This window comes from Oerskovia enterophila, assembly GCF_001692445.1.
Lineage (GTDB): Bacteria > Actinomycetota > Actinomycetes > Actinomycetales > Cellulomonadaceae > Oerskovia > Oerskovia enterophila.
Genome location: NZ_MAQA01000006.1, coordinates 17,183 through 32,270, shown reverse-complemented (window position 1 = coordinate 32,270; position 15,088 = coordinate 17,183). Strand labels below are relative to the sequence as shown.

Sequence of the window (15,088 nt, the reverse complement as noted above, 5' to 3'; positions counted from 1 at the left end):
GTACTTCCCCTTTGTGTGGGTTGAGTCGGGGGCGATGCTTCGACCGAGAGGCCGGCTGGACCCGCCGACGGCCCCGGGGGTGAACCCCCAGGGCCGGTCGGTCGGACTACCAGCGGTAGTGCGCGAAGGCCTTGTTGGACTCGGCCATCTTGTGCATGTCCTCGCGACGCTTGACCGCGGCACCGAGGCCGTTGCTCGCGTCGAGGATCTCGTTCATGAGGCGCTCGGTCATGGTCTTCTCGCGACGGGCGCGCGAGTAGTCCGTGAGCCAGCGCAGCGCGAGCGTCGTGGAACGCGTGGGGCGCACCTCGACGGGGACCTGGTAGGTCGCGCCACCGACACGGCGAGAGCGGACCTCGAGGGCCGGGCGCACGTTCTCGAGCGCACGCTTGAGGACGACGACGGGGTCGCCGTCGGTCTTCGCGCGGACACCCTCGAGGGCACCGTAGACGATCGCCTCGGCGGTCGACTTCTTGCCGTCCAAGAGGACCTTGTTGATGAGCTGCGTGACGACCGGGGAACCGTAGACAGGGTCGACGATGAGCGGCCGCTTCGGGGCGGGGCCCTTACGAGGCATTAGCTCTTCTCCTTCTTGGCGCCGTAGCGGCTGCGAGCCTGCTTGCGGTTCTTGACGCCCTGGGTGTCGAGTGCGCCACGGACGATCTTGTAGCGGACACCGGGGAGGTCCTTCACACGGCCGCCGCGGACGAGCACGATGGAGTGCTCCTGGAGGTTGTGGCCGACACCGGGGATGTACGCGGTGACCTCGACCTGCGAGGACAGCTTCACGCGTGCGACCTTGCGCAGTGCGGAGTTCGGCTTCTTGGGGGTGGTGGTGTACACACGCGTGCACACACCACGCCGCTGCGGGGAACCCTTGAGGGCGGGAGTCTTGGACTTCCCGACCTTCGAGGTCCGCCCCTTGCGGACGAGCTGCTGGATCGTAGGCACTACGTCTCCGTGTCTTCTCGAGCTGGACCGGGGCGAACCCCGGCGGTGGTCTACGGGCTGTGGGCGCCGACGGCAAACGGCACCTGCGACGCAGAGCGTCGCAATCGCCACGTACCACCGGCTCGATGGTCCGGGCCCCGAACCACGGATCATCCGAGGAACACAGGGACCGGAATGCTCGCGCACTCACATCGGCTCGCTGGAGAACACCACAGCGAGCCCGACGGCGCGGGCACGGTCATTCACGATACCTGCCAGTTGGCAGGTAGTCAAAGCGAGAGGGGGTGGTCGCGGCGCGTCGAACGCGCCACGACCACCCCCTGTGCTACTCGCTCCCCCGCGGCCCGACGACGAGACGTCGCCGGGCTGCGGGGACAGGATCAGCGGTAGTCGCCGAAGTCCAGGTCCTCGAGCGGGATCGCCTCGCCGGAGCCCATGCCGAGCCCCTGGAAGTCGATCTCGTCGTAGCCGAAGCTCGGGTAGAGCTCGGTCTTGGCCTGCTCGGTGGGCTCGACCTCGACGTTGCGGTAGCGGGGCAGACCCGTACCGGCCGGGATGAGCTTACCGAGGATGACGTTCTCCTTGAGGCCGAGGAGCGGGTCACGACGACCGCTCATCGCTGCCTCGGTGAGGACGCGCGTCGTCTCCTGGAAGGAGGCCGCCGAGAGCCACGAGTCGGTCGCGAGCGACGCCTTCGTGATCCCCATGAGCTCGGGACGGCCGGAGGCCGGCTGGCCACCCTCCGCCACGGCCCGACGGTTGAGGTCCTCGAAACGTCCACGCTCGGCCAGCTCGCCCGGGAGCAGCTGCGAGTCGCCCGAGTCCAGCACGGTCACGCGACGCAGCATCTGCCGCACGATGACCTCGATGTGCTTGTCGTGGATGTCCACGCCCTGGGAGCGGTAGACCTCCTGGACCTCGTCCACCAGGTGCTTCTGGGTGGCACGGGGGCCGAGGATGCGCAGGACCTTCTTGGGGTCGACCGCACCCTGGACCAGCTGGGTACCGACCTCGACGTGGTCGCCGTCGCTGACGAGGAGGCGCGAACGCTTCGTCACCGGGTAGGCGAGCTCTTCCGAGCCGTCGTCGGGGGTCAGGACGATGCGGCGCGTGCGCTCCGCCTCGTCGATCGTGATCCGACCCGAGAACTCCGCGATGGGGCCCTCACCCTTCGGGGTACGTGCCTCGAAGAGCTCGGTCACACGGGGCAGACCCTGCGTGATGTCGTCCGCGGAGGCCACACCACCGGTGTGGAACGTACGCATCGTCAGCTGGGTGCCGGGCTCACCGATCGACTGGGCCGCGATGATGCCGACGGCCTCGCCGATGTCGACGAGCTTGCCCGTGGCCAGCGAACGGCCGTAGCACTTGGCGCACGTACCGACGCGGGACTCGCAGGTCAGGACCGAGCGGACCTTGACCGTGTCGATCCCGGCAGCGAGGAGCGCGTCGATGACCAGGTCACCGGCGTCCTCCCCACCCTTGGCGATGAGGTTGCCGTCGGCGTCCTGCACGTCGGAGGCCAGCGTGCGGGAGTAGATGCTCGTCTCGACCTTGTCGTGACGGACCAGGCGGTCGCCGATCTTCTCCCCGACGGGCAGCGTCAGACCACGCTCGGTGCCGCAGTCCTCCTCGCGGACGATGACGTCCTGCGACACGTCGACCAGACGACGGGTCAGGTAACCCGAGTCGGCCGTACGCAGGGCGGTGTCGGCGAGGCCCTTACGGGCACCGTGCGTCGCGATGAAGTACTCGAGGACCGAGAGGCCCTCACGGTAGTTGGACTTGATCGGGCGAGGGATGATCTCACCCTTCGGGTTCGCCACGAGGCCGCGCATACCGGCGATCTGACGGACCTGCATCCAGTTACCACGAGCACCCGAGCCGACCATCGTGTAGACGGTGTTGCGCTCGGGGAAGCTCGCGCGCATCGCGGTGGCGACCTTGTCGGTGGCCTGGGTCCAGATCTCGATGAGCTCCTGACGGCGCTCGTCGTCCGTGATCAGACCACGCTCGTACTCCTGCTGGACCTTGAGCGCACGAGCCTCGTGCTCCTCCAGGATCGCGGCCTTCTCGCTCGGCGTCGCGACGTCGGAGATCGCGATGGTGACACCCGAACGGGTGGCCCAGCGGAAGCCGGCCTCCTTGAGGGCGTCGAGCGAGGCAGCGACCTCGACCTTGGGGTAGGTCTCGGCGAGCTCGTTGACGATCGTCGAGAGCTTCTTCTTGTCGACGATCCCGTTGACGTAGCCGTAGCTGACCGGGAGCGTCTCGTTGAAGAGCGCGCGGCCGAGCGTCGTCGCGAAGACGAACGGCTCGCCCGGGACGAAGCCCTCGGGGGCGTCGCCCTCGGCGAAGACGAGGCCGTCCATGCGGATGCTGACCTCGGCGTTCAGGTCCAGCGTCCCACCGTCGAAGGCCATGATGGCCTCGGCGACGGAGCTGAACGCACGCCCTGCACCCTTGGCATCCTTCTTGTCGTTCGTCAGGTGGTACAGGCCGATGATCATGTCCTGCGAGGGCATGGTCACCGGACGGCCGTCCGACGGCTTCAGGATGTTGTTGCTCGAGAGCATGAGGATGCGGGCCTCGGCCTGGGCCTCGGCCGACAGCGGCAGGTGCACGGCCATCTGGTCACCGTCGAAGTCCGCGTTGAACGCGGCACACACGAGCGGGTGCAGGTGGATGGCCTTGCCCTCGACCAGCTGGGGCTCGAACGCCTGGATACCGAGACGGTGCAGCGTCGGTGCACGGTTGAGCAGCACCGGGTGCTCGGTGATGACCTCTTCGAGGACGTCCCACACGACCGGGCGCGCGCGCTCGACCATGCGCTTGGCGCTCTTGATGTTCTGCGCGTGGTTCAGGTCCACGAGGCGCTTCATCACGAACGGCTTGAAGAGCTCGAGGGCCATCTGCTTGGGCAGACCGCACTGGTGCAGCTTGAGCTGCGGGCCGACCACGATGACCGAACGGCCCGAGTAGTCGACACGCTTGCCGAGCAGGTTCTGACGGAATCGACCCTGCTTGCCCTTGAGCATGTCGGAGATCGACTTCAACGGACGGTTGCCGGGGCCCGTGACCGGGCGACCACGACGGCCGTTGTCGAAGAGCGAGTCCACAGCCTCCTGCAGCATGCGCTTCTCGTTGTTGACGATGATCTCCGGCGCACCCAGGTCGAGAAGACGCTTGAGGCGGTTGTTCCGGTTGATCACGCGGCGGTACAGGTCGTTCAGGTCCGAGGTCGCGAAGCGGCCACCGTCGAGCTGCACCATGGGGCGCAGGTCCGGCGGGATGACCGGGACGGCGTCCAGCACCATGCCCGTGGGCGAGTTCGTGGTCGTCAGGAACGCGTTGACGACCTTGAGGCGCTTGAGCGCACGGGTCTTCTTCTGGCCCTTGCCCGAGCGGATGATCTCGCGCAGGAGATCCGCCTCGGCCGCCAGGTCGAAGTCCTGGAGGCGCTTCTGGATCGCCGCGGCGCCCATCGAGCCCTCGAAGTAGTTGCCGTAGCGGTCCTGGAGGGCGCGGTACAGCATCTCGTCGCCCTCGAGGTCGGCGACCTTGAGGTTCTTGAAGCGGTCCCAGACCTGGTCCAGGCGGTCGAGCTCGGCGTCGGAACGCTTGCGGATCGCCGCCATCTCGCGCTCGGCCGAGTCGCGGACCTTGCGGCGGGCGTCGGCGCGAGCGCCCTCGGCCTCGAGCGCGGCCAGGTCGGCCTCGAGCTTCTGGGCACGGGTGTTGATGTCGTTGTCGCGACGGTCCGTGATCTCCTTCTTCTCCAGGTCGATCTCGTTCTGGAGGTTGGGGAGGTCTTCCTGACGGCCCTCGACGTCGACCGACGTGATCATGTACGCGGCGAAGTAGATGACCTTCTCGAGGTCCTTCGGCGCGAGGTCGAGGAGGTAACCGAGGCGGGAGGGCACACCCTTGAAGAACCAGATGTGCGTGACAGGAGCGGCGAGCTCGATGTGGCCCATGCGCTCGCGGCGCACCTTCGAGCGCGTCACCTCGACGCCGCAGCGCTCGCAGATGATGCCCTTGAAGCGCACGCGCTTGTACTTGCCGCAGTAGCACTCCCAGTCACGGGTGGGACCGAAGATCTTCTCGCAGAAGAGCCCGTCCTTCTCCGGCTTGAGGGTGCGGTAGTTGATGGTCTCAGGCTTCTTGACCTCGCCGTGAGACCAGTCACGGATGTCGTCTGCCGTGGCCAGTCCGATACGCAGCTCGTCGAAGACATTGACGTCGAGCAAGGTGGTCCTACTTCCTTCGTCTGCCGGCCTGTCCGGGGTTCGTCCCGGCCGGCGCGGTGGAGGTGCTACAGAGTGTCGGGTGGCGGTGGGGGCGGTCGTTCGTCACGAACGCCCCCACCGCTTCCGAGATCAGATCTCGTCGATGCTGGATGCTGCGTTGGGGCGACGCGAGAGGTCGATGCCGAGCTCCTCGGCAGCGCGGTACACGTCGTCGTCCGACTCACGCATCTCGATGGAGACACCGTCGCTGGAGAGCACCTCGACGTTCAGGCACAGCGACTGCATCTCCTTGAGGAGAACCTTGAAGGACTCCGGGATGCCCGAGTCGGGGATGTTCTCGCCCTTGACGATCGCCTCGTAGACCTTGACACGGCCCGGGACGTCGTCGGACTTGATCGTCAGCAGCTCCTGGAGGGTGTACGCCGCGCCATAAGCCTCGAGCGCCCACACCTCCATCTCGCCGAAACGCTGTCCACCGAACTGCGCCTTACCACCCAGCGGCTGCTGCGTGATCATGGAGTACGGACCGGTCGAGCGGGCGTGGATCTTGTCGTCCACCAGGTGGTGGAGCTTCAGGATGTACATGTAGCCCACGGAGACCGGCTCCGGGAACGGCTCGCCGGAGCGGCCGTCGAACAGACGGGCCTTGCCGTCGCGCCCGACCATGCGGTTGCCGTCACGGTTCGGCAGCGTCGTGGAGAGCAGACCCGTGAGGGCCTCCTCCTCGAGGCCGTCGAAGACCGGGGTGGCCACGGGGCGACCGGGCTCGGACGATGCCGCGACGACGGGGAGGCGCTCCTTCCAGGAGAGGTCGCCCTCGCCTGCTGCGCCGTCCGTCTGCGAGATGTCCCAGCCCTGCTTGGCGACCCACCCGAGGTGGGTCTCGAGGACCTGGCCGACGTTCATACGACCGGGGACACCCAGCGGGTTGAGGATGACGTCCACAGGGGTGCCGTCCTCGAGGAAGGGCATGTCCTCGACCGGGAGGATCTTCGAGATGACACCCTTGTTGCCGTGACGGCCGGCGAGCTTGTCGCCGTCCGTGATCTTGCGTCGCTGCGCGATGTAGACGCGGACCAGCTGGTTGACGCCGGCGGGCAGCTCGTCGCCGTCCTCACGGTTGAACTCGCGGACGCCGATGACGGTGCCGGACTCGCCGTGGGGAACCTTGAGCGACGTGTCGCGGACCTCGCGGGCCTTCTCGCCGAAGATGGCGCGCAGCAGGCGCTCCTCGGGGGTCAGCTCGGTCTCGCCCTTGGGCGTGACCTTGCCGACGAGCACGTCGCCCGCGCCGACCTCTGCGCCGATGCGAATGACTCCGCGCTCGTCGAGGTCCGCCAGGACGTCCTCGGAGACGTTCGGGATGTCCCGCGTGATCTCCTCGGGGCCGAGCTTCGTGTCGCGGGCGTCGACCTCGTGCTCCTCGATGTGGATCGAGGACAGGACGTCGTCCTGCACGAGGCGCTGCGACAGGATGATCGCGTCCTCGTAGTTGTGGCCTTCCCAGGACATGAACGCGACCAGCAGGTTGCGGCCGAGCGAGAGCTCGCCCTCGTCGGTCGCCGGGCCGTCGGCCAGCACGGAGCCGACCTCGACGCGTGCGCCCTCGTCGACGACGACGCGCTGGTTGTACGACGTGCCCTGGTTCGAGCGGCGGAACTTGGCCGCGCGGTAGCTCGTCGTGGTCGCGTCGTCGTTGGCGACGACGATCATGTCGGCCGAGACCTCGGTCACGACACCGGGCTTGGTGGCGACGATGACGTCACCGGCGTCGATGGCTGCACGACGCTCCATGCCGGTCCCGACGAGCGGGGCCTCGGAACGGACCAGGGGCACGGCCTGACGCTGCATGTTGGCACCCATGAGTGCGCGGTTGGCGTCGTCGTGCTCGAGGAACGGGATGAGGGCGGTCGCGACCGACACCATCTGGCGCGGCGAGACGTCCATGTAGTCGACCTCGGTGCCGAGGACGTCAGCCGTCTCGCCACCCTTGGTACGGACCAGGACGCGCTCCTGACGGAACGAGCCGTCCACGTTGAGCTCGGTGTTCGCCTGGGCGATGACATAGCGGTCCTCGTCGTCGGCCGTCAGGTAGACGACCTCGTCGGAGACCTTGCCGTTCTCGACCTTGCGGTACGGCGTCTCGATGAACCCGAACGGGTTGATCCGGCCGTAGGAGGCGAGCGATCCGATCAGACCGATGTTCGGGCCTTCAGGGGTCTCGATGGGGCACATGCGGCCGTAGTGCGACGGGTGGACGTCACGGACCTCCATGCCGGCGCGGTCACGGGACAGACCACCCGGGCCCAGCGCGGACAGACGACGCTTGTGCGTCAGGCCGGCGAGCGGGTTGTTCTGGTCCATGAACTGCGACAGCTGCGAGGTGCCGAAGAACTCCTTGATCGACGCCACCACGGGGCGGATGTTGATCAGGGTCTGCGGCGTGATCGCCTCGACGTCCTGGGTCGTCATGCGCTCGCGCACGACGCGCTCCATGCGCGAGAGACCGGTGCGCACCTGGTTCTGGATGAGCTCGCCCACGGCGCGGATACGACGGTTGCCGAAGTGGTCGATGTCGTCGGTCTCGACGCGGATCTCGACGGGCTCGCCGGCACGCGTGCCGGGGAGCGTCGTGACCTCTGCGTGGAGGGCCGCGAGGTACTTGATCGTCGCGACGATGTCCGTGACGGACAGCGTGGAGTCCGCGAGGGGTGCGTCGACGCCGAGCTTCTTGTTCGCCTTGTAGCGGCCGACCTTCGCGAAGTCGTAGCGCTTGGGGTTGAAGTAGAAGTTCTCGAGGAGCGAGCGGCCGGCCTCGACCGTGGGCGGCTCGCCCGGGCGGATCTTGCGGTAGAGGTCGACGAGCGCCTCTTCCTCGGTGTGGACGTGGTCCTTCTCGAGCGTGTCGAGCACGGCCGGGAAGTCCGCGAACTCCTCGCGGATCTGCGACTCGGTCACGCCGAGGGCCTTGAGCAGCACCGTGACGGACTGCTTGCGCTTGCGGTCGACGCGGACGCCCACGGCGTCACGCTTGTCGATCTCGAACTCCAGCCACGCACCGCGCGACGGGATGATCTTCGCGGAGTAGATGTCCTTGTCGCTCGTCTTGTCGGCCTGGCGCTCGAAGTACACGCCGGGCGAACGGACGAGCTGCGAGACGACGACGCGCTCGGTGCCGTTGATGATGAAGGTGCCGCGCGCGGTCATGAGCGGGAAGTCGCCCATGAAGACGGTCTGGCTCTTGATCTCACCGGTGTTGTAGTTCACGAACTCCGCGGTGACGAAGAGCGGCGCGGCGAAGGTGAAGTCCTTCTCCTTGCACTCCTCGGCCGTGTACTTCGGGGGCTCGAAACGGTGGTTCGAGAAGGAGAGAGACATGGAGGAGCCGAAGTCCTCGATCGGGGAGATCTCCTCGAAGATCTCCTCGAGACCCGACGTCGCGGGGACGTCCTGGCGACCGGCAGCAGCCGCGGCGTCGACGCGTGCGCGCCACGCCGGGTTGCCGAGCAGCCAGTCGAAGCTCTCCGTCTGGAGCCCGAGCAGGTCGGGCACCTCGAGAGGCTCGTAGATCTTGGCGAAAGAGACGCGCCGGGAAGCGGTGCGGTTCGCGATAGCGTCGGCGGACGGAGCAGAAGGGGTGCGCGAGGCAGCCAAGAGGGGTCCTTCCCTGCAGATCGATTGCACGCTGTACGCTGCGTGGCTGGAGGACCTCTTCCCCCTGAGGCTGCCGTGGTGCACGATGGACGCACACCGGAGACGGTTCGGGCAGTTCAGAGGGTGCCGAGGGCACACGCGAGCGCAAAGCGCTAGCATACCCGGCCCGGTCAAGCGTGTCCAGCGACGCCAAATCACGGCCTGTCAAGACCGTTGTCGAGCCGCGTTCCACTCCCCCACCGGACCGGTGAGGACATCTTCTCGGTGGCCGCCATATGCCGCCCAAGAACACGAAAAATTCCCTGCCCGACGGCGCCGGTCACCTTCTCCTGGAAGGTGGGCTCCGGCGTCGGGCCGGGAGACGCACAAGCGACGAGAGGCCCGCACCCCGGAGGGTGCGGGCCTCGTCGCCTGTGCTACCTGTCAGGTCGCGCGAGGCGACCTGTCATGCGATTACCGCCCCGAAGGGCAGTGATCACTTGACGGTGACGGTTGCGCCGGCGCCCTCGAGGGCAGCCTTGGCCTTGTCAGCAGCGTCCTTGGCGACGTTCTCCAGGACGGGCTTGGGGGCGCCGTCAACGAGGTCCTTGGCCTCCTTCAGGCCGAGGCTCGTGAGGGCACGCACCTCCTTGATGACCTGGATCTTCTTGTCGCCGGCAGCCTCGAGGATGACGTCGAACTCCGTCTTCTCCTCGACCTCCTCGGCGGCAGCGGCCGCGGGGCCTGCAACGGCGACGGCAGCCGGAGCGGCTGCGGTGACCTCGAAAGCGTCCTCGAACGCCTTCACGAACTCAGAGAGCTCGATGAGGGAGAGGCCCTTGAACTGCTCGATGAGCTCTTCGGTGCTGAGCTTCGCCATGATGGCGGTCCTTTCGGTTGGTGCTCGGCAGCGGCCCTGTCAACGATCCACAGAGCCCTGCTGGAAGCAGAGGGGGTGTGTGCGTGCTGCGTGATCCTCCGAGGAGGGTCAGGCTGCAGCGCTCTCCGATTCCTGCTTGAGGCGCAGGGCATCGATGGTGCGAACGGCCTGCGAGGCGGGCGCGTTGAACAGGTATGCCGCCTGGTAGAGCGGCTGCTTGAACGCGCCGGCCAGCTTGGCCAGCAGGACCTCGCGGGACTCGAGGTCCGCGAGCTTGGTGATGTCCGCAGCGGTCAGGGAGCGTCCGTCGAGGACACCGCCCTTGATGACCAGTGCGGGGTTCGCCTTGGCGAAGTCACGCAGGCCCTTGGCCGCCTCGACCGGGTCACCGGTCACGAAGGCGATGGCCGAGGGGCCCTTGAAGTCGGCGTCGATCTCGATGCCGGCTTCCTTGGCCGCGATGGCGGTCAGCGTGTTCTTCACCACGGCGTAGGTTGCGTTGCCGCTGAGCGACCGACGCAGCTGCTTGAGCTGCGCGACGGTGAGCCCGCGGTACTCGGTCAGCACGGCCGCGTTCGACTCGCGGAAGTTCTCCGTGAGCTCTGCGACTGCGGCTGCCTTGTCCGGCCTCGCCATGGCAATCCTTCCGGTGGTGGTGCCACCGGTCTCCGCAGGGCGGGGGCCCTGGGGGGTGAGGTCCTGCGGAGACGAGAAGAGCCCCGCGCAGGCGCGGGGCTCGAAGTGCAGGCTCTCGCCCGCTCCGTGAACTCTCACCTGCGCTGGCCTCCGCACTTCTGCGGGACTTCGGTCCGGACTGCAGCTGACGAGTCAGCGGGCAGGACGGTACGACCGGCGGTCTTGGGTACTGGAACAGAGTACGTGACGCGGGCGTGTGGTCCAAATCCGGCCCGACGGCGCCGCGCTCTCCGGGCGGCTCGGGCGCGCGGCGCACCGAACGCGCACGCCTCAGAGCGCGAGCGGCCCGAAGCAGACGAGGGGCACCGGCTCGTCCTCGCTCGCGACGGCCGTCGCGAGCGCCTCTCCCGGTGTCGCTCCCGCGCGCAGCTCACCGTGGAACTCGGGCATGACCCGTGCGGCGACGTCGTCGCGCAGCGGAGCGACGCTCGCGACGACGGCCCTCGCCCCGAGCCGGAGCAGGACGCTCGTGAGGCCGAGCGGCTCGCCACCGATCCGGACCGACGACAGACCTGCCTCGCACGCCGAGAGGACGACGACGGCACCTCGGAGGTCCACCCCGTCGAGCTCGTGGGCGAACAAGGGACCGTCGGCGAGCCGCAACGACGAGAACAACGGGTTGTCGGTCTCGTGCTTGCCGTGCGTCGCGAGGTGGACGACCCCCGCCCCGGGAAGCCGCTCGATCGTCGCCGCGCACGTCGCGTCCTCACCGGACAGGAGCGTCGCGCTGCCCCACGCGCCGGCCACTGCCTCGGCCTCCGCCTCGGCCGCGCGCAAGCCGGGTCCGGCCACGACCACCACGTCCGGATCGGCCGGTACAGGGGCTGCCTCCTGCAGGTCGATCCAGGAGTTGACCCAGGTCCGGCGACCGACCCTGGACGGGAGCGACGACCACGGGACGGCCAGGAGAAGGTCGCGAGCGGCGACGTGCAGGTCGCCCTGCGCGTCGATCGGGGCGAGGAGCTCGCGATCGAGCCAGGCGAGGCCGCGCTCGAGCGAGGCTCGGGCCGCTGCGCGCATGGGGGCGGGGATCAGGTCGTTCGCCAGGACGTCGAGGTCTGCCCGGGTGCGTCGGATCCGTTCACTGATCTCCGCCATCGGCGCCAGTCGGACCATGCTCAGACCAGATGCGTCCGCACGCAGCACACGGAGCGACTCGTCCGCGACCACGAAGTCCGCGACGACCGTCGACGAGCTCGTCGACGTCAAGGCGCTGCGCAGGCGACGGGCGGTGACGGCGGTCGGCGTCGCGGCTCCCCCTCCCTCCTGCCAGGCCCGACGTCTCGCGGCCTCCTGCAACCGACGGGCCTCGCTCAGGTGCGTACGTCGACGTTCCAGACGTTCGCCCGAGGGGTTCGCTCCCAGGAGCCTGGCCGACTCGATCTCCTGGCGTGCGCGAGTGAGGAGCTCGGCGGACTCGACGTCCGACGGTGGCCGGACCCTCCCGCTGCCGGCGACGGTCGCGCGCCCACGCTCGACGGCGTCGAGGAGCGCGGAGGCACGTCCGGTGCGAAGGGCCGCGGCCACGTCCACGTGCCCCAGGCGTACGCCGTGCACCGCCGAGGCTGTGATGGCGTCGACGGACCCCACCCCCTCCCGGTGCTCGGCGAGCATGCGCTGGCCCCGGCGCACCGCACGCAGCGCCGCTCCGCGCTCACCCGCGGCGAACGCGAGCTGGGCGGTCACGGCCTGGTGCTGCAGACGCAGCGGCAGCGCCACACGTCCGAGGTGACCCGGCACCTGAGAGAGGACCGAGCGCGCGCCCGCAGGGTCCTTCGCCGCGAGGAACCACTCGGCAGCCAGGAGCTGGGCGGGCACGGTCACCCCCCGGCCGACGGCCGCGCCGAGCGACGTCCCGACGTCTGCGAGCGCGAGCGCGCGAGCGGCCCTCCGCCGGGCCACGCCGATCGAGACGCCGACCGACCGGTCCTCGGCCAGCCGCGCCTGGAGCTCGGCCACCCGAGCCCGTGCAGCCCAGGGATCGTTGCCGATGCGGTCGAACCGGGCCGCTGCAGCACGGGCCTGACGCTGCGCCTCCGCGTAGCGGCGCAACCCCACGAGGCACTGAGCGCGCAAGAGCTCGACCTCGGCGACGTCCCGGACCATCCGGTTGCGGGCCAGGTGCTCGCGCGCCTCGGCGAGCGTCGCGTCCGCGTCCGAGAGCAGTCCTGCCTCCAGAAGAACCTGGGCCTTGTCGATGAGACCGACCGACGCGTGCCGGTCGGGAGCGCCTCTCTCGGCTTCCTCCATGTCACGCAGAGCGCTCGGCAGGTCGCCCCCGAGGTACTTGGCGTATCCGAGGTTGTGCTGCGCCTTGGACGCGAGCAGCGCATCGCCCAGGTCCTCCGCACGACGGACCACCTCGGCGAGGTCCGACTCGGCCCGACCAAGGTTGCCCAGCTCGAGGTGCAGCGACCCCCGGTTGAGGAGGAGGACCGCGGCATCGAGCGGGCGGGCCACGTCGATGAATCGAGCAGCGGCATCCATCTCCTCGACCGCCTCGACGACCCGTCCGGTGCGCAGCCGGAGCAGACCGCGCTGCCCGCCGACCACGAGCTGGAGGTCCTCGGGCCCGTGGGCCTCGACCCACGCCCGGGCCTCCTCGAGGAGATCCAGCGACCGGTCGACATCGCCCTCGTACTCGAACCTGGAGATCGCCAGACCGATGAGCGCCCGGACGTGCGCGTAGCTCTTGTCCGGGTCCGTCGCGAAGGCCGGCTCCTCGAGGTCCGCGAGGAGAGTGCGGTAGAGCTGAGCGGCCCTGGCGTGACGTCCCCGGGCATTGGTGGCCGACGCGAACTCGAGGCGTGCGCGCAGGGTCTGACCAACGCTGCGCGTCACGCCGTCACCTCATTCCGCGGTCACCTCCGTGGGGACCAGTCCAGTGGCCAGGGTAATGGACTCCCACAGCCACGCGCAGCGTCCCGGAGCTCCTTCACCCGGTACCAGCGCGCTCGGTGACGTCGGGTCCGCCGCGGAGTCGTCCAGCAGGTAGGACGCGAGCTCGCCGGCCAGCACGGGGGCTGCGAACGACGTGCCGCTCCAGCTCGCGAACCCACCCTGGAAGCCCTCCGGGTCGATCGTGGCGCGGTTGCCCTCCGACCAGAGCTCCTTGAGCCAACGGGTGGGGGCTACCGCGCCGTCCATGGTCGTCGGAGCGGTCGAGACGAGCGCCGCCCCGGGACGCACGCAGGTGACCCAGGGCCCGTCGTTGCTGAACAGGGCGGTCGTCCCGTCCGGGTTCAGGGCCCCGACCGTGAGCACGGGCGGCTCGTCCTTCAGGAGAGCGACGCCCGGGAGCGGTACGGGCGGCGTCTGTCGACGATCGATCCTCGGTGCGAAGGCCGCGGGATAGCTCGGCCTCGTCTGCCCGTCGTTCCCGGACGAGACGACGACCAGCACCCCGTAGCGCCGGAGCGCCCGCAGGACGGTGCCGAACGGGGCGTCGAAGTCCGCGTCCTCGGGTCGCTCGTGGTAGTACCCGAGCGAGAGCACCAGGACATCGATCGGGGAGTAGCCCTTCCGACCGACGAGTCCGAGCACGTGCCAGAGAAGCACCCGGCGCAGCGAGCGCAGGAGGTCTCGCTCCGGGATGACCCCGGCACCGCCGTAGAGGCGAGGGGCCAGGATGACCGCATCAGGGCACTTCTGGTGGACGAGGCCGGCGATGAAGGTTCCGTGCCCGGCGACAGGGTCGAGCGGGCCCGTCAAGGGAGAGATCGACACGCCACCGATCTCCGGGTCCTCGTACTCGTACTCCGTCTCCGGCAGCACGGACAGCGGCTCTCCGAGCAGCTCGGGGTCCCGCACCACGATCGTCCCGCGCGACTCGAGGGACGCGTCGAACCAAGGATGCGCCCCCACGCCGGTGTCCAGGACCGCGACCACGGGTCGACGCGTCCCGTCGGCCGCCGTGTACTCGTCGTCTCCGACCGCCAGGCGACGCGTTGGGACGGGCCCTACCCAGTTCACCGGGGTCCGGCCGCCCGAGCCGGGGGCTGCGTACTCTGCGGTACCCGTGACCGGGAACGGCTGCGTGTAGGGGAAGGGCTGGGTGTACGGGAAGGGCTGCGTGTACGGGAAGGGCTGCGTGTAGGGGAACGGCTGGGTGTACGGGAAGGGCTGCGTGTACGGCTGGCCACCGATGGCCGGTCCCGCCGACGGCGCGATCATGTGGTCGAGGCCCACCCGTGGGCTGCACTTGTCGTCCGGGCACAGGCGCCCGCCGAGCTTCTCGATCACCTTCCACGCGTCCGGGAGCTCCCCCTCGCTGCCGCCCTTCTGCCGCAGGCGAGCCGAGAGCCCGAACACGCGTCGCAGGTCGCGGGTCGTCTCACGATCGAGCCTCGCCCGGGTGATGAGCTCCGCGTCGGCCTTGCTGGCCTCCTCGACCTCGACCGTCAGGTCGAACTTCTCCGCAGCCTCCTCGAGCCACCGCAGCGAACGGTTGCCGGTCAGGTCGTCCGGAGACTCCGGAACCAGGACCCGGTCCCCCACGTACCACGTGGGGTGCGGCGAGGACTGCCCGGCCCGACGCGGCGCGGTGATCGGGTCGAGAGTCCGCGTTCGCCACTGCAGCCGGTTCGGCCGGTCCCCGAAGGGCCGTCCGCCCGGCGGGACGGGTGGCGTGGCCGACTGCTCTGGGGTCTCACTCATCGGTGCTCCAATGCACGAAGGG

At 68.9% G+C, this 15,088-nt stretch carries 8 protein-coding genes; all 8 read right to left on the bottom strand.

The genetic code is table 11. The features are described from left to right. Nucleotides 1-106: 106 nt before the first annotated feature. Nucleotides 107-577 (bottom strand): 30S ribosomal protein S7, encoded by a 471-nt coding sequence (rpsG, locus tag OERS_RS03960; protein WP_030151942.1) that lies wholly within the window; start codon nt 575-577, stop codon nt 107-109. Next, complete coding sequence (gene rpsL / locus OERS_RS03955) at nt 577-951, bottom strand: 30S ribosomal protein S12 (RefSeq protein WP_021479869.1); 375 nt, start codon at nt 949-951, stop codon at nt 577-579. Before rpsL ends, rpsG begins: the two co-directional genes overlap by 1 nt. Nucleotides 952-1,331: 380 nt before the next feature. After that, nucleotides 1,332-5,201, bottom strand: coding sequence for a DNA-directed RNA polymerase subunit beta' (locus OERS_RS03950; RefSeq protein WP_056653751.1), 3,870 nt, complete (start codon nt 5,199-5,201; stop codon nt 1,332-1,334). 129 nt (nt 5,202-5,330) lie between these two features. Then, nucleotides 5,331-8,855: a DNA-directed RNA polymerase subunit beta gene (rpoB, locus tag OERS_RS03945; RefSeq protein ID WP_056762583.1), complete on the bottom strand. Its 3,525-nt coding sequence runs from the start codon at nt 8,853-8,855 to the stop codon at nt 5,331-5,333. Nucleotides 8,856-9,330: 475 nt separating this feature from the next. Continuing rightward, nucleotides 9,331-9,714, bottom strand: a complete 384-nt coding sequence (gene rplL / locus OERS_RS03940; RefSeq protein WP_030151946.1) for a 50S ribosomal protein L7/L12 — start codon at nt 9,712-9,714, stop codon at nt 9,331-9,333. A 108-nt stretch (nt 9,715-9,822) separates the two neighbouring features. Beyond that, on the bottom strand, nt 9,823-10,350 hold the full coding sequence (gene rplJ, locus OERS_RS03935) for a 50S ribosomal protein L10 (RefSeq protein WP_030151947.1): 528 nt from the start codon (nt 10,348-10,350) through the stop codon (nt 9,823-9,825). Between the two features lie 330 nt (nt 10,351-10,680). Next, on the bottom strand, nt 10,681-13,251 hold the full coding sequence (locus tag OERS_RS03930; RefSeq protein ID WP_068624661.1) for a CHAT domain-containing protein: 2,571 nt from the start codon (nt 13,249-13,251) through the stop codon (nt 10,681-10,683). A 9-nt stretch (nt 13,252-13,260) separates the two neighbouring features. Further along, complete coding sequence (locus tag OERS_RS03925; RefSeq protein ID WP_139107689.1) at nt 13,261-15,066, bottom strand: S8/S53 family peptidase; 1,806 nt, start codon at nt 15,064-15,066, stop codon at nt 13,261-13,263. Between the last annotated feature and the right edge of the window lie 22 nt (nt 15,067-15,088).

Bases quoted from the DNA above. Each gene is read 5' to 3' on its own strand.
- rplJ (WP_030151947.1), bottom strand. From the start codon at position 10,350: ATGGCGAGGCCGGACAAGGCAGCCGCAGTCGCAGAGCTCACGGAGAAC.
- OERS_RS03925 (WP_139107689.1), bottom strand. From the start codon at position 15,066: ATGAGTGAGACCCCAGAGCAGTCGGCCACGCCACCCGTCCCGCCGGGC.
- rplL (WP_030151946.1), bottom strand. From the start codon at position 9,714: ATGGCGAAGCTCAGCACCGAAGAGCTCATCGAGCAGTTCAAGGGCCTC.
- rpsG (WP_030151942.1), bottom strand. From the start codon at position 577: ATGCCTCGTAAGGGCCCCGCCCCGAAGCGGCCGCTCATCGTCGACCCT.